The 19,721-nt window shown below is 62.8% G+C and carries 18 protein-coding genes; all 18 read left to right on the top strand.

Annotation, left to right across the window (positions count from 1 at the left end; all coding sequences use genetic code 11):
• Positions 1-53 precede the first annotated feature (53 nt).
• The gene (rfbA, locus tag NFW30_RS07725) at positions 54-932 is read left to right on the top strand and encodes a glucose-1-phosphate thymidylyltransferase RfbA (protein WP_295353244.1); all 879 of its coding nucleotides are present in this window, start codon (positions 54-56) and stop codon (positions 930-932) included.
• A gap of 190 nt (positions 933-1,122) precedes the next feature.
• On the top strand, positions 1,123-2,175 hold the full coding sequence (locus NFW30_RS07720) for a Gfo/Idh/MocA family oxidoreductase (RefSeq protein WP_295353247.1): 1,053 nt from the start codon (positions 1,123-1,125) through the stop codon (positions 2,173-2,175).
• A gap of 7 nt (positions 2,176-2,182) precedes the next feature.
• Complete coding sequence (locus NFW30_RS07715; protein ID WP_295353250.1) at positions 2,183-3,250, top strand: FAD-dependent oxidoreductase; 1,068 nt, start codon at positions 2,183-2,185, stop codon at positions 3,248-3,250.
• 13 nt (positions 3,251-3,263) lie between these two features.
• Positions 3,264-3,896, top strand: a complete 633-nt coding sequence (locus NFW30_RS07710; RefSeq protein WP_295353253.1) for an acyltransferase — start codon at positions 3,264-3,266, stop codon at positions 3,894-3,896.
• Positions 3,897-3,971: 75 nt separating this feature from the next.
• Positions 3,972-5,072 carry a DegT/DnrJ/EryC1/StrS family aminotransferase gene (locus NFW30_RS07705; protein ID WP_295353422.1) on the top strand — a complete coding sequence of 367 codons (1,101 nt, stop codon included), beginning with the start codon at positions 3,972-3,974 and terminating at the stop codon, positions 5,070-5,072.
• A complete protein-coding gene (wecB, locus tag NFW30_RS07700; protein WP_295353256.1) occupies positions 5,069-6,205 on the top strand; it encodes a UDP-N-acetylglucosamine 2-epimerase (non-hydrolyzing) in 1,137 nt (378 codons plus the stop codon). The genes NFW30_RS07705 and wecB overlap by 4 nt, the downstream gene beginning before the upstream one ends.
• On the top strand, positions 6,202-7,140 hold the full coding sequence (locus NFW30_RS07695; RefSeq protein ID WP_295353259.1) for an NAD-dependent epimerase/dehydratase family protein: 939 nt from the start codon (positions 6,202-6,204) through the stop codon (positions 7,138-7,140). The genes wecB and NFW30_RS07695 overlap by 4 nt, the downstream gene beginning before the upstream one ends.
• A gap of 12 nt (positions 7,141-7,152) precedes the next feature.
• Positions 7,153-8,088: an NAD-dependent epimerase/dehydratase family protein gene (locus NFW30_RS07690; RefSeq protein ID WP_295353262.1), complete on the top strand. Its 936-nt coding sequence runs from the start codon at positions 7,153-7,155 to the stop codon at positions 8,086-8,088.
• 12 nt (positions 8,089-8,100) lie between these two features.
• Positions 8,101-9,162, top strand: a complete 1,062-nt coding sequence (locus NFW30_RS07685) for an NAD-dependent epimerase/dehydratase family protein (protein WP_295353264.1) — start codon at positions 8,101-8,103, stop codon at positions 9,160-9,162.
• A gap of 60 nt (positions 9,163-9,222) precedes the next feature.
• Positions 9,223-10,203, top strand: a complete 981-nt coding sequence (locus tag NFW30_RS07680) for an NAD-dependent epimerase/dehydratase family protein (RefSeq protein ID WP_295353267.1) — start codon at positions 9,223-9,225, stop codon at positions 10,201-10,203.
• Positions 10,203-11,348 (top strand): DegT/DnrJ/EryC1/StrS family aminotransferase, encoded by a 1,146-nt coding sequence (locus tag NFW30_RS07675; RefSeq protein WP_295353270.1) that lies wholly within the window; start codon positions 10,203-10,205, stop codon positions 11,346-11,348. Before NFW30_RS07680 ends, NFW30_RS07675 begins: the two co-directional genes overlap by 1 nt.
• A gap of 3 nt (positions 11,349-11,351) precedes the next feature.
• Positions 11,352-13,229, top strand: coding sequence for an asparagine synthase (glutamine-hydrolyzing) (gene asnB, locus NFW30_RS07670; protein WP_295371957.1), 1,878 nt, complete (start codon positions 11,352-11,354; stop codon positions 13,227-13,229).
• Positions 13,226-13,948, top strand: a complete 723-nt coding sequence (locus tag NFW30_RS07665) for a metallophosphoesterase family protein (RefSeq protein WP_295353276.1) — start codon at positions 13,226-13,228, stop codon at positions 13,946-13,948. Before asnB ends, NFW30_RS07665 begins: the two co-directional genes overlap by 4 nt.
• Positions 13,945-14,997, top strand: a complete 1,053-nt coding sequence (locus NFW30_RS07660) for an ATP-grasp domain-containing protein (RefSeq protein ID WP_295353279.1) — start codon at positions 13,945-13,947, stop codon at positions 14,995-14,997. Before NFW30_RS07665 ends, NFW30_RS07660 begins: the two co-directional genes overlap by 4 nt.
• Entirely contained in the window at positions 14,990-16,162 is a 1,173-nt protein-coding gene (locus NFW30_RS07655) for a methyltransferase domain-containing protein (RefSeq protein ID WP_295353282.1), read from the top strand. Before NFW30_RS07660 ends, NFW30_RS07655 begins: the two co-directional genes overlap by 8 nt.
• A 54-nt stretch (positions 16,163-16,216) precedes the next feature.
• Positions 16,217-17,635: a hypothetical protein gene (locus tag NFW30_RS07650; RefSeq protein ID WP_295353285.1), complete on the top strand. Its 1,419-nt coding sequence runs from the start codon at positions 16,217-16,219 to the stop codon at positions 17,633-17,635.
• 66 nt (positions 17,636-17,701) lie between these two features.
• Entirely contained in the window at positions 17,702-19,009 is a 1,308-nt protein-coding gene (locus tag NFW30_RS07645) for a GNAT family N-acetyltransferase (RefSeq protein WP_295353287.1), read from the top strand.
• A complete protein-coding gene (locus tag NFW30_RS07640; protein ID WP_295353290.1) occupies positions 19,006-19,710 on the top strand; it encodes a WbqC family protein in 705 nt (234 codons plus the stop codon). The genes NFW30_RS07645 and NFW30_RS07640 overlap by 4 nt, the downstream gene beginning before the upstream one ends.
• The last annotated feature ends 11 nt before the right edge of the window (positions 19,711-19,721 follow it).

The raw sequence follows: 19,721 nt of genomic DNA, 5'->3' as shown, positions 1-19,721 counted from the left end.
GCCGGGAAAAGCCTTACACTCGCCCTTTTCCCTCAACCGAAGGGCTGTTCACGATGCGCAAAGGGATCATCCTTGCCGGGGGCTCCGGCACTCGCCTTCACCCGGCCACCCTGGCCATCAGCAAACAGCTGCTGCCGGTATTCGACAAGCCGATGATCTACTATCCGCTGAGCACGCTGATGCTGGCGGGTATCCGCGAGATTCTGGTCATTTCGACACCACAGGACACGCCGCGCTTCGCCCAGTTGCTCGGCGACGGCTCTCGCTGGGGACTCTCCCTGAGTTACGCGGTGCAACACAGCCCGGACGGGCTGCCGCAGGCATTCATCATCGGCGCGGACTTTCTCGGGGATGATCCGTCGGCGCTGGTCCTTGGTGACAACATCTTCTACGGTCACAGCTTCCAGAGGTTGCTCGCCCGGGCAGGCGAACGTGCGACCGGCAGCACGATATTCGCCTACCACGTACATGATCCGGAACGCTACGGCGTGGCGGAGTTCGACAGCGACGGCAGGGTACTGAGCCTGGAGGAAAAGCCGCAGGCACCGAAGTCGAACTACGCGGTCACCGGCCTCTATTTCTGTGACAACCAGGTGACCCAACTGGCCAGAGGCCTCAAGCCGTCGGCGCGCGGCGAGCTGGAGATCATCGATCTGACGCGTTCCTACCTGGCGCAGGGGCAGCTCAACGTCGAGCTGATGGGCCGCGGCTATGCCTGGCTCGATACGGGAACGCATGAAAGCCTCCTCGGTGCGGGGCAGTTCATCGCGACGATCGAGCACCGGCAGGGACTGAAAGTGGCTTGCCCCGAGGAGATCGCCTTCCGTAACGACTGGATCACCGCCGAACAACTCGAGTCGCTGGCGCAGCCCTTGACCAAGAGCGGCTACGGCAAGTACCTGCTTGCGCTGCTGCGGGAAAGGCCATTCTGAGAGTACCCGCGCGCGGGCCGCGAGTCGTGCTCGTCGCAAGGCGCCCTCCTGGTTGGCATGGTTGGCACCGCGTTCTTGAAGAGCCACCCCCCTGCCGGTATCATGCGTGCCTTTGCGCGATACCCGGTTGCTCACCAGCCGAGAGACGGCTGCAGGACTCCGGGTCGCCTGCCAACAGGGAGTCCAACCGATGTTCAAGACGATTCAGGGACGCCGCATCCGCGTCGGGGTAGTGGGATGTGGTCGTATCTCGAAAAACCACTTCGGTTCGATCGAGACCCACGGCAATGACCTCGAGTTGGCTGCCGTCTGCGACAATGACCGCTCCGTTCTCGACGCTCACGTCGGGAAGTACTCGGTCAGGGGCTACGCGCGCATGGGAGACATGCTGCGCGACGAGTCGCTCGACGTCGTCGCGCTGTGTACGCCAAGCGGACTGCATCCCGACCAGGCTGTGCTGGCTGCAGCTCACGGTGTCAACGTGGTCACGGAAAAACCGATGGCGACTCGCTGGCAGGACGGTGTCCGCATGGTCCGCGCCTGCGACCAAGCGAACGTGCGACTACTGGTCGTCAAGCAGAATCGCCGCAACTCGACCCTGCAGATGCTCAAGCGGGCATTCGACGAAAAGCGCTTCGGCAAGGTCTATATGGTCAGCATCAACGTCTTCTGGTCACGCCCACAGGAGTACTACGATTCCGCCAAGTGGCGCGGCACCTGGGAACTCGACGGCGGAGCCTTCATGAACCAGGCCAGCCACTACGTGGACCTCGTCGACTGGCTGGTCGGCCCGGTCGCCAGCGTCACCGCGATGACGGCGACCCTGGCACGGGACATCCAGGTCGAGGATACCGGTGTGCTCAATATTCGCTGGCGCAGCGGGGCCCTCGGCTCGATGAGTGTGACCATGCTCACCTATCCCAGGAACCTCGAGGGCTCGATCACCATTCTCGGTGAGAAGGGAACCGTCCGTATCGGCGGCGTCGCGGTCAACGACATCCAGGTCTGGGACTTCGCCGATCAGCGTGACTACGATGCCGACATCAAGGCTGCCAACTACGAGACCACTTCGGTGTACGGATTCGGTCACCCGCTGTACTACCGCAACGTCGTCGACGTCCTGCGCGGCGATGCCGAACCCGAGGTCGATGGGCGCGAAGGCCTGAAGTCGCTTGAAGTCCTGATCGCGGCCTACCTGTCGGCCCGCGATGGGCGCGAGATCGCCTTGCCACTCGAATATTGACCCGTTGATGGACATCGGCGTCGTTGGTGGTGGCATCAACGGTCTGTGTTGTGCCTGGCAGTTGCAGCAGCTGGGTCACGCAGTGCGCCTGTACGAGCGGAACCGACTGATGGCGGAGACCAGCTCGCGCTCATCCAAGCTGCTGCACGGCGGGCTGCGCTATCTCGAGAACCTCGAGTTCCGGCTGGTGCGCGAGGCGTTGCGCGAGCGCGACGGCTGGCTCGCACGGGTGCCCAGCCTGACCCGGCCGCTGCGGCTGCTGATGCCGGTCTACCGCGGCGGTCGTCGTTCACGCTGGCTGATTCGCGCCGGGCTGTTCCTCTACGACTCGCTGGCAGGCAGAAGCGAACTGCCGCCCGCGACCTGGCGCACGGCCGGGCAGATCCTGCAGGCCGATCCGCAACTGCGTCGCGAGGGACTGCTCGGCGGCTACAGCTTCTCCGATGGCCAGATGGACGATCGGGCACTGGGGTTGTGGGTCGCCGAGCAGGCGCAGGCAGCGGGCGCTGTGCTGCGCGAGCATTGCGAGGTACGACGGGTCGATCGCAGCGGCCGGGTTGAGTTCGCCGACGGTACGTCGGCTCGCCATGAGCGCCTGATCAATGTCTGCGGGCCTTGGGCCGAGCGCCTGCTCGAGCAGAGCGGAATCGCTTCCCCGTACCGCCTCGATCTCGTGCGGGGCAGTCACCTGGTCCTTGATCTTCCCTGTCCGCAGGCCTATGTGCTCGAGGTTCCTTGCGAGCCGAGAATCGTTTTCGTCCTTCCCTGGCAGGGACGAACGCTGGTCGGCACGACGGAGGTTCGGCAGGCGCTTGACGCCCCGGCAGTCTGCGATCCGAGCGAGCAGGATTACCTGCTGACGGTCATCGGCCATTATTTCCCGTCTGCCAGCGGTCCCGACCGGGTGCTCGAGGTCTTTGCAGGTGTCCGTCCGCTGCTTCACTCGGCCAGCAATCCGGCGCAGGCGACACGTGAGTACGCCTTGCACCGCGACGGCGCGCTGATCAGCGTTTTCGGCGGCAAGTGGACAACCGCTCAGGCGCTGGCGAGAAGGGTTTCCGACCACATTCACTGAATCCGGGAGGGTCATGAACGGTTTTACGGCAGATTCCACGGCGATCATCGACAGCGGTGCGGTAGTGGGCGACAATACTCGCATTTGGCAATGGGTACATATCTGTGCTCAGGCACGCATCGGCAGCGATTGCTCGCTGGGCCAGAATGTCTTCATAGGCAACAGGGTGATCATCGGCAACAACGTGAAGATCCAGAACAACGTTTCGGTCTATGACAACGTGACGCTCGAGGACGATGTCTTCTGCGGACCGAGCATGGTCTTCACCAACGTCTACAACCCGCGCAGCCATGTATCGCGCAAGCATGAGTACCGCGACACGCTGGTGAGACGGGGCGCCACCCTCGGCGCCAACTGCACCATCGTCTGCGGCGTGACGATCGGCGAGTACGCCTTTGTCGCTGCCGGCGCGGTGGTCAACCGGGACGTACCCGCCTACGCACTGATGGCGGGCGTTCCCGCGCGACAGATCGGCTGGATCAGCCAGCACGGAGAACGCCTCGATCTGCCGCTCAGCGGGGAAGGAGAAGCATGCTGCCCGGCGACAGCGGTGCGGTATCGGCTCCGGGAAGGGCAGGTCAGCTGCCTGCAGGACATCGAGGGCAACCCGCAGGCACCGTCAGCCGCCGGGCAGCATGGGCACTGACATCCGACCGACAGCCTCCCGACGACCAGCGGCAGGCACCCGCTTCAACCATCAGGCAGCAGGCTACGCATGAGCATCCAGTTCATTGACCTCAAGGCACAATACGCCTCCCTTCGCGGCCCGATCCATGAGCGCATGCAGCGCGTGCTCGATCACGGCCAGTACATCATGGGCCCGGAGGTCCGGGAACTGGAACAGCGGCTGGAGAACTACACGGGTTGTTCGCACTGCATCACCGCTGCGTCGGGAACCGAAGCCCTGCTGATCTCTTTGATGGCCCTCGGGGTCGGGCCGGGGGACGAGGTGATCACGACGCCGTTTACCTTCGTCGCGACGGCGGAAGTGATCGCATTGGCAGGTGCCACACCGGTCTTCGTCGACGTCGAGCCCGACACCTGCAACATCGACGCAAAGCTGATTGCCGCGGCAATCACGGCACGAACCCGAGCGATCATGCCGGTCTCGCTCTATGGCCAGGTCGCCGACATGGAAGAGATCGGCTCCATCGCCCGCCGTCACGGGGACATTCCCGTCATCGAGGATGCAGCGCAGAGCTTCGGCGCAACCTACCGCGGGACGCGGAGCTGCAACCTCTCGAGCATCGGCTGCACGAGCTTCTTTCCCAGCAAGCCACTCGGTTGTTACGGGGATGGCGGCGCAATATTCACCAACGACGACGGTCTCGCCAAAACCATGCGCGAGATTCGCGTGCATGGCCAGGAGCGGCGCTATTTCCACACACGCGTCGGAGTCGGCGGTCGCATGGACACGCTCCAGTGCGCGATCGTCCTCGCCAAGCTGGAGCAGTTCGACCAGGAAATCGAAGAACGAATCGCCGTCGGTGCCCGCTATCTGGAAATGCTGCGAGAGCTGCCGAACGTGCAACGACTGGCCGTTCGTCCGGATCGCAGTTGCGTCTGGGGTCAGTTTACCGTACAGGTAGACAAGCGCGAGCACGTTCTCCAGCAGCTTGCCGCGGCCGGCATTCCGACCGCCGTCCATTATCCGGTGCCCTTGCACCGGCAGCCGGCGTACGCCGCAAGCTGCCGCATCGCGGGCAGCCTGGCGCACGCCGACGCGGTGGCGGCGCGCGTCCTCAGCCTGCCGATGCATCCCTACCTCGAACAGCAGACCCAGGAAGCGATCGTTGCCGCGCTGGCGCAGGCGACGGCATGAAGCTATTGACCATCGTCGGCGCCCGGCCCCAGTTCATCAAGGCCGCTGCCGTCTCGCGTGCGATACGAGAGGACTTCTCGGCAGACATCGACGAGATCCTCGTGCACACGGGTCAACACTTCGACGAGAACATGTCCCGCGTTTTCTTCGACGAACTGGACATTCCGCAGCCGCTGTACAACCTCGAGATTTCCGGTGGCCAGCACGGTGCCATGACGGGTCGCATGCTCGAGGCGATCGAAGAGGTGCTGTTGCGGGAGAGGCCCGACTGGGTACTGATCTATGGCGACACCAACTCGACACTCGCAGGCGCGCTGGCCGCCGCCAAGCTGCATGTGCCGGTGGCACACGTCGAGGCCGGCCTGCGCTCGTTCAACATGCACATGCCGGAAGAGATCAACCGCATTCTCGCCGACCGCGTCTCCAGCCTCCTCTTCTGCCCGACGGAAACGGCGGTCAGAAACCTGCAGGCGGAAGGCATCGTCGAGGGTGTCGTCAACGTCGGCGACGTGATGTACGACGTCGCCCTCTACCATCGTGACCGGGCCCGGCTGGACAGCACGGTGCTGCAGCGCCTGCAGCTGACGGCTGCGGGTTTCGCCCTCGCGACGTGTCACCGCGCCGAGAACACGGACGATCCGCAACGACTTGGAGGCATCCTGTCGGCGCTGGCGCGGGTTGCGGAGGAGTTGCCCGTGGTCCTGCCCCTCCACCCGCGGACGCGCAAGCTTGCCGACAAGCATGGTCTGCTGCATCATCTGGACGCGCTGACGATCGTCGAACCATTGCCTTTCCTCGACATGCTGGCACTCGAACAGGCGGCACGGCTGATCCTGACGGATTCCGGCGGGGTACAGAAGGAGGCGTTCTTCTACCGCGTCCCGTGCATCACGATGCGCGATGAGACCGAATGGGTGGAGACCGTCGAGGCCGGCTGGAATCGGCTGGTGGGCGCATCCTTTCCGACGATCGTCGCCGCCGTCAGCGAGACACTTGACGGTCGCACCGGAACGGAGGAGGGGAACCCGTACGGCGACGGCAGGGCCGCGAGAGCGATCGTCTCCTGCTTGCTCCAGCCCGGGCGGCCGGACATCGATACGAACGTTTCACCATCAACAGGGAAAGCATCATGAAGGTCTTTGTCAGCGGCGGACTCGGGCAGATAGGCTCACATATCATCGAGATGCTGCTCGCGCGGGGCGACCAGGTCGTCACCATCGATAACCTCGCAACCGGACGCAGGGAACATCTCGCCGAGCATCCGGCACTGACGATCGCCATCGAGTCGATCGCCAACAAGGCGCTGGTCGACCAGTTGGTCGGCGATTTCAGACCGGAGGCCATCGTTCATACCGCGGCCTCGTACAAGGATCCGGACGACTGGTACAACGACACCCTGACCAACTGCGTCGGCGGCGCAAACATGGTCGACGCGGCGAAGAAGTTCGGCGTCAGCCGGTTCATCTACTTCCAGACAGCACTCTGCTACGGCCTGCGGCCCTTGCAGCAGCCGATCCGCCTGGACCATCCGCGCAACCCGGTCGGCAGCAGCTACGCCATCTCGAAGACCACCAACGAGTATTACCTCGAACTCTCCGGTGTCGACTACGTGACCTTCCGTCTGGCCAACGTGGTCGGACCGCGAAACGTTGCCGGCCCGCTGCCGATCTTCTACCAGCGGCTGAAGGACGGCAAGCAGTGTTTCGTCACGCGGGCGCGGCGCGACTTCGTCTTCGTCAAGGATCTCGCGCGCGTCGTTCTCAAGGCCATCGACGGAACGGGGCATGGCGCCTACCATTTCTCCTCGGGCAAGGACGTGGCCATTCAGGAACTGTACGACGCGGTGGTCACCGCTCTCGATGTTCCGGGCAGACCACAGGCCGAAGTCAAGGAACTCGGGCCGGACGACGTCTTCTCGATTCTCCTCGACCCCGGCCGCACCTTTGAGGACTTTGGCGAGATCAGCTTCACGCCGCTGCAGGAAACGGTCGGCGCTGCCATGGACTACTACCGCAGGCACGGCACGCTGGGTGAGTACACCCACCTGCGCCTGCAGGAGAAGGGGTAGAGGGGACGGACCATGCGCATCCTGATCACTGGTGGCGCCGGCTGCCTCGGATCCAACCTCGTCGAACACTGGTTGCCACGCGGCCACGAAATCCTCGTCCTCGACAATTTTGCCACCGGCAAGCGTGAGGTCGTCCCGCCGGTTCCCGGACTGACCGTCCGGGAGGGCAGCGTTGCCGACGCGCGGCTCGTCGACGACTGCTTTTCCCGCTTCCGGCCGGAGGTCGTCATTCACGCCGCGGCTGCCTACAAGGATCCTGACGATTGGCTCGAGGATTCCAACACCAACGTCATCGGCAGTATCGTCGTCGCCCGGTCCGCGCAGGCGTTCAAAGTCAAGCGCCTCGTGAATTTCCAGACTGCCCTGTGTTACGGCCGACCGCAGCAGCTGCCGATCCCGGAGAGTCACCCGACGGCGCCGTTCACCAGTTACGGTATCACCAAGACGGCGGGTGAGCAGTTCATGCTGCTCTCCGGCGTGCCCACGCTGTCTCTGCGCATCGCCAACGTCACGGGGCCGCGGCTTGCCATCGGGCCGATACCGACCTTCTACAAGCGCCTGCGAGCGGGGCAGAGTTGCTTCTGTTCCGACACCTCGCGCGACTTCCTCGACATGGCCGACTTTCTCGACTTCATGGATCGGGCGATCACAGAGAACGCGGCAAGCGGCATCTACAACCTCTCGACCGGCGAAGCGCACGCGATCAAAGAGATCTTCGATCTCGTCGCCGAGCACCTTGGCCTCGGCGTCATCGAGGTTCCGGTGGTGCCACCGGCGGCGGACGATGTACCGGTCGTTTCCCTCGATCCCGGTGCCGCCCTGGAGGTTTTCGGATGGCGTGCAGGGGTCGGCTTTGCCGATACGATCCGGCGCCAGTTGGCATGGTACGACCACTACGGCGTCAGCGACGTCTTCTCGCATCTCAAGGCCAGCGGACAGGATCAGTGAAAGAGGTTCAGCATGACAAGTAGTGCAAGCTTCTGCGGTTCCCGGGTACTGGTGGTCGGCGGTGCCGGTTTCGTCGGCAGCAACCTCGTGCATCAGATCCTCGACCAGGAGCCCGCCGAGATCGTCATCGTCGACAACCTGTTGTCTTCGGACGTGGCCAACATTCCCGCCGATGCGCGCGTGCGTTTCGTCTTTGGCTCGATCACCGACGACCGCATCCTGGCCGGCCTGGACGACGACCTGGACTACGTCTTCCACCTCGCCTGCTACCACGGCAACCAGTCGTCGATTGCCGACCCGTTTGCCGACCACGACAACAACACCTACACCTCACTCAAACTCTTCGACCGCCTGAAGGACATCACGGGACTGCAGAAGGTCGTTTACGCGGCGGCGGCCTGTGCAGTCGCCGAGAAGACGTACGATGCTCCAACGGCAACGACCGAGGATCAGCCAGTAACGCTCTACCACGACAGCCCCTACTCGATCTCGAAGATCATTGGCGAACTGTACGGCAACTACTATTTCCAGCGGCATGGTCTGCCCTTCGTCAAGGCCCGATTCTCGAACGTCTACGGTCCGCGAGAGATTCTCGGTGCCGGGCGATGGCGTGGTACCGTGCACACCGTCTGGCGCAACGTGACCCCCACCTTCATCTGGCGTTCCCTGCACGGCGAGGCGCTGCCACTCGACAATGGCGGCAACGCCAGCCGCGACTTCATTTTCGTCGAGGACATGGCGCGTGGATTGATGGCCTGCGCGCTGCGCGGATGCGCCGGCGAGGTCTACAACCTGGCCACCGGCTGCGAAACGAGCATTCTGGAACTGGCAACCATCATCAACGAGTACACGGGCAACACCACCCCGCTCGACCTGCGGCCCGCCCGCGACTGGGATCGTTCCGGCAAGCGCTTCGCCTCCACCGAGAAGGCTGCCCGTGAGCTGGGCTTCGGCGCGCAGGTGGACATCCGCGACGGGCTGCGCCGCACCGTCGATTGGACCAGGGCCAATCGGGAACTGATCGGCCGCAGCATTGCGAGGCACGACAAGCTGATGACGCAGGCGGGTGCGTGACGCGCCAGTGCCGATGAGTTCTTGCCCGCCTTCGGACCAGAAAGAACAGGGAACCGGTAGATGAATCCGTTGAACGATGCGCGCGTGCTGGTGATCGGGGGTGCCGGTTTCATCGGCAGCCATGTGGTGGGAGAGTTGCTCAAGACCGACGTCGGCGAAGTACTGATCTACGACAACTTTGCGCGCGGCAAGCGAAACCATCTCGCCCCGCACTTTCCGGATTGCAGGTGTCGCCTTTACCAGAACGGCGCTGACATCCGCGAGGTCGATCTCCTCGACGACGCCATGCACGGCTGTGACTACGTCATTCACCTGGCGGCGATGTGGCTGCTGCATTGCAAGGACTTCCCGCGCACGGCCTTTCACGTCAACATCGAAGGCACCTTCAACGTTCTCGAGGCGTGCGTCCGGAACAACGTGAAGCGCCTGGTCTACTCGTCATCCGCATCGGTTTATGGAGATGCGGTCGAGGTGCCGATGACGGAGGCGCATCCCTTCGCCAACCGGAACTTCTACGGTGCCTCGAAGATAGCCGGCGAAGCCATGTGCCGGGCGTTTCACGACCGCTACGGACTTTCCTACGTCGGACTGCGCTACATGAACGTCTATGGACCACATCAGGACCAGACGGCTGCCTATACGGGCGTGATCCCGATCATGCTGAACAAGATCGACGCCAATGAAGCGCCGGTGATCAACGGCGACGGCTCGCAGGCCTATGATTTCATCGACGTTGAAGATGTTGCCCGCTGCAACGTCCTGGCGCTGCAGGCCGAGGCCACCGATCAGTTCTACAACGTCGGTTCCGGCGTGCAGACCAGCATCAAGCAGTTGTGCGACCTCATCCTCGAACTGAAGGGCTCCAGCCTGGAGGTCACCTACAAGCCGTACAGCGCCGATGACGCTCGACGGCTGGTCCAGAATCGCATCGGTTGTCCGGCGAAAGCCGAGGCCGACCTCGGTTTCAGGTACCGCTACGGACTGCGTGAAGGACTCGAGAAGCTCATCGCCTGGCGCGACGCCAACAGGGACAGTTGCTGATGGTCACGCGATCGATCGCCATCTCGCTTCCGTGTACCGGCGACGAAGAGTGGCAGGCAACGCGCGAGCCGCTGCTGACCGGTTGGCTGACTCAAGGGCCGCAAGTCGCCGCTTTTGAACAGGCGTTTGCCGTGCGGCATGCGGTTGCACACGCCTTGGCCACCACCAGCTGTACAACCGGGCTCCACCTGATCCTGGCGGCGATGGGCATCGGTCCGGGCGATGAAGTGATCGTCCCGGCGTTCACCTGGGTGGCAACCGCCAACGTCGTCGTCTACTGTGGAGCAACGCCCATATTTGCCGACGTCGACCGTAGGACCTACAACCTCGATGTCGGCGATGTCGTGCAACGGCTCACACCGCGGACAAAGGCCGTCGTTGCGGTGCACCTGTTCGGGTTGTGTGCGGACATCGACCGCTTGCGCGCGGCACTGCCCGCGCATGTCCCGATCATCGAGGACGCGGCCTGTGCCGCCGGGGCCAGCTACAACGGCAAGCCGGCAGGCTCGCTCGGTTTGGCAGCAGCATTCTCCTTTCATCCGCGGAAGTCCATCACCACCGGCGAGGGCGGGATGGTGACCACCAACGACGCGGTACTGGCTGCGACCGCCAACATGCTGCGCAACCATGGCGCGAGCATCTCCGAAGAACAGCGCCACAACGGTCCGCGCCCCTATCTCCTGCCGGAGTTCAACCTGCTCGGCTACAACTACCGGATGACCGATCTGCAGGGGGCAGTCGGGCTGGTGCAGCTGGCGAAGCTTGATCGCTTCATCGCCGAACGTGCCGCTCGGGCCGCCTATTACAGCCGGTCGCTGGCCGACATCGAATGGCTGCAACCGCCGGTGACACCGTCTCAGGGCCAGCACGCCTGGCAAGCCTACGTCCTCTACGTCGACCCCGCCATGGCGCCAGCGCCGCGCAACGAGATCATGGAGCGCCTGCAGACCGCCGGCGTCGCCACTCGACCGGGCACGCATGCCGTTCACATGCTTGGCTACTACGCCGGCCGCTTTGGCCTGCGCCCCGGAGACTTCCCGGCCGCTCGGGACTGCAATGACCAGACGATGGCCATCCCGCTTCACAACCGGATGACGGAAGCCGACTACGCTCATGTCGTCGAGTCGCTGCACCGGATCGGCTGATCCATGTGCGGCATCGCCGGCCTCGTGAATCTTGATGGACGGCCGGCCTCACCTGCCATCCTGAAGTGCATGACCGATGCCATCGCGCATCGCGGACCGGATGGCGAAGGGCAGTGGGTCGATGGCTGCGTCGGATTCGGACACCGCCGCCTGGCGGTCATTGATCTCACCGCCGCTGCGCATCAGCCGATGCTCTCCGCCGACCATCGTTACGTCATCGCCTATAACGGAGAGATATACAACTACCGCGAGTTGCGCGCCGAACTCGAAGCCGAGGGGCTCCAATTCCGCTCGCAGTCGGACACGGAGGTCGTCCTCAACGCGCTGGCCGCCTGGGGATCCGGCGCGTTGGCCCGCCTCAACGGCATGTTCGCCTTCGCCTTGTGGGACCGGCACCAACGCCAGCTGATGCTGGCGCGCGATCGCTATGGGGTGAAGCCCCTCTACTATGCGCTGGTCGGAAACACCTTGGCCTTCGCATCGGAACAGAAGGGCATCATCGCCCAGCCGGGATTTCCACGACAGCTCGACAAGGAGGCCTTGTTCGAGTATTTCACCTTCCAGAACATCTTTACCGACCGGACCCTCCTGCAGGAGGTCCGGTTGTGCCCGGCTGGCCACTACGCACTCCTGGATCCCGCCTGCAGCGCTCCCGGACTGAAGTTCTTTCAGTACTGGGATTTCGCTTTTCGCGACCCCTCCGGCAAGGTGGACAAGCTGGCCTACGAGGGCGAGCTCGATCGCCTCTTCCGACAGGCTGTCAATCGCCAGCTGGTGACGGATGTCGAACTGGGCAGTTACCTCAGCGGCGGCATGGACTCCGGATCCATCACCGCCATCGCTGCCCGGTCGTACCCGTACATCAAGACCTTCACCTGCGGCTTCGATCTCAATTCGGCGTCCGGTCTGGAGCTTGCGTTCGACGAGCGCAGCAACGCCGAGTACATGTCGTATTGCTTCAAGACTGAGCACTACGAGATGGTGCTGAAGGCAGGCGACATGGAGCGCATCCTGCCCAAGCTCGCCTGGCATCTTGAAGAACCCCGTGTCGGACAGAGCTACCCGAACTATTACGCGGCCCATCTCGCGTCGAAATTCGTCAAGGTGGTCCTCTCCGGAGCGGGCGGTGACGAAATCTTCGGCGGTTACCCCTGGCGCTACTATCGGGCCGTGGTCAACGACGACTTCGAGCGATACATCGACAAGTACTACCAGTTCTGGCAGCGACTGATGCCGAATCAGCGCCTGCGCGAGGTCTTCGCGCCGGTCTGGGGTGAGGTGCGGCACGTGTGGACACGTGACATCTTCCGTGATGTCTTCCGGCATCACTCCGACAGTCTCTATTCCCCGGTCGACTACATCAACCACTCGCTGTACTTCGAGGCCAAGACGTTTCTCCACGGGCTGCTGCTCGTCGAGGACAAGCTCAGCATGGCGCACGGACTTGAGAGTCGGGTACCGTTTCTCGACAACGACCTGGTGGACTTTGCCATGCGCTGCCCGGTCTCATTGAAGCTGAACAACCTCGCGCAAGTCGTGCGCATGAACGAAAACGAGCCCGGGTCCAAGTCGTCCAGGTATTTCGAACGGACGCGGGATGGCAAACAGATTCTCAGGGACGTGATGGCCAGACACCTTCCTGAGTCCGTCACCAGCGCCCTGAAGCAGGGTTTCTCCGGACCGGACGCCAGTTGGTTCAAAGGTGAGAGCATAGATTTCGTGAAGCGCAGCCTGCTGGACAGAAATGCCCGCATCTACGAAGTTCTCGACCGCAAAGCGCTGTTGCCACTGGTGGAGCAGCACATGCGCGGCGAAGCGAATCAGCGCTTGTTGATCTGGTCGTTGCTCAATGTCGAAGCGTGGATGAAGGCGTACCTGTGATCGGCATTCTCTCGGATGCACACGGCAACACCGCGGCCTTTCGTGCAGCCATCGATCATCTCGGGAGGCTCGGCGCGCAACAGTTCTACTTTCTCGGCGATGCCCTTGGATACATTCCAGCTGTCGAGGTAGTCGACGACCTGGAGCGGATGGGAACGACGGTTACCTGTATTCTCGGCAACCATGAGAGCCTGCTGCTGAGCGGCACCACGGATCCACAGCGCGAGGCGGCATACCAGCATCAGCTGATCCGCAGCCGGTTGAGCGGAAAGCAGTCAGCCTTCATAGGATCCTGGCCGACACACTGTCGACGCTCTCATGGCGCAGTGGAACTGCTGTTCGTACACGGAAGCCCGGCCGATTTCACGAACGAGTATCTTTACCCAGACAGCGATCTCGGCCGATTCGTTCTCAGCGAGAGTTTTGTCTTCATGGGACACAGTCACTACCCGTTCATCCGTGCGGTGGGCGGAACCACTTTTGTCAACGTCGGCAGCTGTGGTCTGCCGCGGGATGACGGACGTTACGGCTCTTTCGCGACCTTCGATCCCACAGTCCAGATGGCCAGGCTGTATCGCTTCGACATTGGCGGATCGCTTGCCTCGCTGGCTGAGGATTCCCGGAATCTGGTACACTCCTCGGTCATCCGTCTGTTCGCCCGCAGGGCGGCTTCACTGGTAGGCACGGTCATGGAAGCCGAGAGAGGCAACACCCGATGATCAGGATTCTGGTTACAGCGATGGGTGGTGGCGGTCACGGCGAACAGATCCTCAAGGCCCTGCGTCTCGCCGGCAATGGGCTCTACTGGATTGTCGGGGCCGATGCCAATCCGAAGTGCCCGCAGTTCGACATGGTGGACCAGCGCGCCGTGCTGCCGCTTGCCAGTTCCCCGCGCTATCTCGATGAGCTTCTTGCCCTCATCGAACGGCACCGCATACGGGCCCTGTTCCATGGCTGTGAGCCCGAGCTCAGGCTCTTCGCCAGAAATCGCGACGAGATCGAACGGCGCGGCGTCTTCCTCCCGGTCAATCCGACGCCTGTCATAGACCTCTGCATGGACAAGGAAAAGACCAACAGGCGCCTTCTCGAGCTCGGCTTCGCGCCGCCCCGCTTCGCGGTCGTGGAAGGAACGGCGGATCTGGCATCGATCGACTGGTTTCCCGTCGTCGTCAAGCCATCGTTGGGCGGCGGCGGTTCGGCCAACGTTTACATCGCGCAGAACCCGCGAGAACTCTGCGGCTTGGCCCAGTTCCTCAACCTGGGCGCCAACGACATCAGGTTCTTCATCCAGGAATACGTCGGCACTCCCGATGCGGAGTACACCGTCGGTGTCCTGCATGACATGGATGGCGAGTACGTCAATTCGATTGCTGTCCGGCGGGCGTTGACCGGGCAACTGAGCATACGCACGAGCGTCCCGAATTCGACCGGAAGAGGAGAACTCGGGCCACGCCTGATCATCAGTTCGGGAATCAGCCAGGGAGAGATCGACCGCTTCCCCGAGGTTTCCGAACAGTGCAGCGCGATCGCCCGGGCGATCGGTGCAAGAGGCCCCCTGAACATACAGTGCCGGCTGGTGAAGGGTGTGGTGAAGGTGTTCGAGATCAACCCGAGATTCTCGGGAACGACCTCCCTGCGGGCGATGGTTGGATACAACGAGCCGGACCTCCTGATACGCAGGCATCTGCTGCACCAGAAGCTGGAAGCAGGCTTCCCCTACGGCAGGGGGCTTATCCTGAGAAACCTGACCGAGCATTATTATGGCTAGTTGCGGCCCCGATCCGATCAGCAGGAACGCCTGTCCCGCCTGCGGCTCCTCGGAAATCATCGAGATTCCCTCCGGTGACGTGTTGCCGGCGATCCTGTTCCCGGTCGAGAGCGCTCGCGCAGCCGATGTTCCGGCACGGGCAATCCGGGCGGCAGCCTGCTCGGAGTGTCAGCACGTGTTCCTGACGCAGATCGACCCGGATTTTTCCGCGAGGCTGTACGCGGATTATTACAATCTTTATCCCTTCCGCACGCTGGAGACGTTGAACGTTTTCTATCGCGAGCCGTTCGACGAGGTCTTGCGGGTTTTCTGCCAACCCGGCAGCCACAGTCTCCTGGAGATCGGCTGTGACGATGTGCAGCAAATGCGCTACTTCCTGGACCAGGGATATCGCTGTACGGCGATCAATCCGGGTGCGGAGGACTGCGGCGATGTCCATTTCATCGACGGGTACTATGGTCTTACCGTGGTTGAGGGAGATTTCGATCGCATCATTTCGCGCTTCAACCTGGAGCACATCGTCGACATCGATGCCTTCTTCGAGCAACTGCAGCACAACCTCAAGGGCAACGGCATCGCGATCGTGCAGGTGCCGAATGCGCAGCACTTTCTGCATCTGGGTGTCTTGAACATGTTCGCGCACGAACACCCGCACTACTTCTGTCGCAGGTCGCTGGCGGCGATGATATCGAGTCGCGGCTTCGAGATCCGGTTTCTCAACGGCGCCGGCGAGCCGAGCCTGATCTGTGCGTTTGCCCACGGCACAGACAATACCTACGACCCTCTGGCGAGGATCGGCAACCTCAGGCGAGTGATCTCGCAAGTCTGTGCGTTCATCGCTGACAGAAGCGATCGAGTGGTTCTGTATGGCGCCGGTTTGTCTGCGACCGCCCTGCTGTATTGGTCCGAGTTTCGGGCCGAATGGTATGACCGCTTATCGATCGTTGACGACAACGTCGTCATTCAGGGGCGTCTGATGCCGAATACACCGCTGGCAATCGGTCGGCCCGACGACAAGGTCCTGCAAGGCGCGAGTTCGATAATACTCACCCTGAGTCAGCAGTATCATCCGACCGTGATTGGCCGACTGCGGGCGCGCGGTGTCGCAGCCGATATCTATGCCATTTCCGACAATGGTTTCAAGGCGGTTTCCCGAGATGACTGACGACCATTCTACACGTCGTGGCTGCGTTGTCGTTCCGGGAATGAAGGGAGCCGCATGATATCGGTGGATAACCGGCCGGTGCATGCCGTCCCGCGCAACGAGGATTTCACGGTCGAGGCTTATCGTGATCTCCTGCGGCTTTGCCTGTCGTCGTACTCCCCTGCCAGTTACGGCTGCATTCCGTGGGGCGAACGCTTCGTCCTCTGGCGCCACGACTGCGACTATTCCTTGAATCGGGCGCTCGCAGTTGGCCGGGCCGAGCACGAGGAAGGGCTGCGGTCGACCTTCTTCGTGAACCTGCACAGCGAGTTCTACAATCTGCTCGAACGTGGCCAGATCGAGATCCTGAATCGGCTGCTCGCGTTCGGTCACGACGTTGGCCTGCACTTCGACGCAGCCTTCCATTCGACGCGCTCGGAGGAGGAGTTGCATGATCAGGTCGACCGCGAGGCCGGGCTGCTCGAGCACTTCCTCGGCAGGCGTCCAGCTGCCTTCAGCTTTCACAATCCGACTGCGTTTCATCTCAGCTGTGAGTCCGACCGGTACGGCGGTCTGGTCAACTGCTACTCGAGGCGGTTCAAGACCGAGGTGCCGTACTGTTCCGACTCCAATGGATACTGGCGCTTTCGTCGCCTGGCCGAGGTGCTGAACGATGCCAGCGATCCGTGTCTGCAGATCCTGACGCATCCAGGATGGTGGCAGTCACGCGCCATGCCGCCGCGTCAGCGCGTCTTCCGCTGCGCCTTTGGCCGGGCCCGGGCGACGATGCGGCTCTACGACGACGCGCTCGAGCAGTGGGACCGCGAGAACTTCGCCGGCACGGCGACGTCGATCAGGTTCCTGCGATCAATCGACTTCAAGACCTTCGAGACGCTCGATTACCTGTGGAACGGGAGGCGCTTCGCGAGCCTGTTCCTCGAGCTTTCGCGCCTCCACGAGACACAGCTGTGGCGGATCTGCGAGGCCATACTGGGCCGCCAATGGCGGCTACCGGCCGCAGAAGTGAGCGCACTTCTCGATCACGTCGGCGTCGAGCTTGACGTCTTGAGGGTGTTCGAAAGTGTGGGCGGCAAGAGCTGGCTGCAGGCGGAGCCGGAGGACGACGAGATGCGCCGGAAGTGGTCGATGGTCCGCTACCGGTTGGCACACGGCTTGCCAGCGCCAGCCGACGACGCACTCGAGGCGGGTTGCGTCGAGCTGTGTCGTCGAGTCGAGTCGCTCGCCGCGTGGGGCCGGCGGGAGTCGATCGGCTTTGACGGCCTGGGGCTTCGCGAAGCCGTCAGTGCTCCATCCGATGTCACGCCGACCCGGCACAGCGGGGAAGACCGGGCGGCGCACGATGGCGGGGAACCCGCCGCGACGGCTCGTGGCAGTTTGGAGGACCTCAGGACGTACCTGGAAGGATTCATTTCGGGGGAGGCACTGGGAGAGAGAACCTCAAGTCAGGGACCGCGACGGCAGCGGCGGCCGTAGAAGCACGATTGAAGTCGTGCAGCCTCGCTCGCGACTGCCGGCGAACACTTGGAGCAAATCAGGAACGTGTTGCGAATCGTTGTTTTCGGCGACTTCCCGGGTGTTGCCCAGCTGCTTCGCCATCTGCCGGCGTGCCACGTCGCAGGGCTGGTGGGTGCGGCAATCAGACCGCAGTATCTCGGCGACCTGCATGCGCTTGCCACACGCATGACCGTGCCGTTCCTTGTCCAGCCGCAATGGGGTAGCACCGACTATCCCCGTTTCAGGTCTGCCGTCGCTGCGCTGATTCCCGATCTGATCTGGGTCAACTCCTACAGCATGATCGTGCGGGAAGACGTTCTGAGTCTGCCGCGCATCGGCGGCATCAATGTCCACGGCGCGCTCTTGCCCCGGAATCGCGGCTGTAACCCAGTCCAGTGGGCGATCATCAACGGCGATGTCGAGACTGGCGTGACCCTGCACGAACTGACGCCGGGTATCGACGAAGGCCCCATCATAGACCAGCGTCGGGTACCGCTTTTCTTTGCGGATACCTCGCAGACACTCGCCGAGCGCATGGCGCGAGCGGCTGACGACCTGATCGCGGCGAACCTGCCGAAGATTCTCGCTGGCAGGTGGACGGCCGAGAAGCAGGACGAACGGGCAGCCAACTACTGCCGCCGGCGAACGCCCGATGATGGGCTGTTCGACTGGAGACAGCCGGTGATCTCGATTTACAACCGTATCAGGGCCCTGCTGCCACCGCTACCGCCAGCCTTCTATCTCGACGGCAACGGCCAGCGGATCAGCATGGATCGCCACCTGACCCCAGCCGAGGTGGCGGCGTTGAAATATGGAACGTTGGGGAAGTGCGTACTGGAGAGCGATACGGTTCGGCTCCGTCCCCTGAGCCATGCCGATTCGGCGCTGGCTGGAGAACCGTTCACGCGTCGCCAATCAGCGGTCCGGACGACGCCGTTGTGCCACCCGCCGCAGATGAGCCCCGGGGTGTCTACCGAATCGACGCGGCCCGGGTGCGCGGATCTGCTGCTGTTCGTGATTGAAGAGCTGCCAGGCAATACGGCAGCCGGCACCTGCCAGTTGCTGAACATCGACTGGCAGAACCGTAACGCCGAGCTGCGGGTCCGGGTCCACTCTGACCGCTTTGCGCCCGACGGCACCCTTGCCGAGACGCTCACGCTCCTGAGCCACTTCGGCTTCGAGGACCTGAAACTGCGTCGAGTCTTCGTGCACGCGTGCGAGAACGACGGGTCAATCATCCGTGCGTGCGAAAAGACCGGCTTTGTCCGTGAAGGGTCCTTCGAGGAAGCCGCGGTCGCCAATGGTACTTCGCTGAACGTTGTGGTGTTGGGACTGGTCGGGGACCACAGATGAGCAGAACCATTGCCATCCACCAGCCCAACTTCTTCCCCTGGCTCGGCTATTTCGACAAGATGGCACGAAGTGATGTGTTCGTGTTTCTCGATCACGTCCAGTTCCCCAAGAAGGGCGGCGTATGGTGCAATCGCGTGCAGATGCTCGTGGCCGGCGAGGCGCGCTGGGTCACGGCGCCCATCCGCCGCGCATTCCATGGCGTTGCGCCGATCAACGAAATCGAGTGGGCCGACGAGCAGCCGTGGCGCAGCAGGCTCCTGAAGACGTTGGCCGCAAACTACTCGAGGGCGCCGTTCTACAGCGAAACCATGGACTGGCTTGCACCGCTGATACTCTCGCCGGAGAACAACCTGGCGCGGTACAACATGGCGGTGATCAGGGCGATAGCTGACCAGGTTGGACTGCGGCACGACCACTGCGTGCCGTCGTCGGCGCTTGGCTGCGACGGGCAGGCAAGCGATCTGCTTATCAGCCTGACACGCAGGCTCGATGGCAGTTGCTACCTGTGCGGCGGGGGGGCCTCCGGCTATCAGGACGATCAGGCGTTCGCGCGGGCCGGCATCTCGCTTGCCTACCAACGCTACCAACACCCAGTATATCGACAAAAGGGAGCGGAGGACTTCGTGCCGGGTCTTTCCATCGTTGATTCGTTGGCGAATGTCGGCAAGGCTGGAGTCGGCACGCTGCTCGCGGTAAGATGATCGATTGATCG

This window comes from Accumulibacter sp. (assembly GCF_023806635.1).
In the GTDB taxonomy this organism is placed as follows: Bacteria; Pseudomonadota; Gammaproteobacteria; order Burkholderiales; family Rhodocyclaceae; genus Accumulibacter.
The sequence above is the reverse complement of the archived record's forward strand: the minus strand, read 5'-3'. Positions and strand labels throughout refer to the sequence as shown.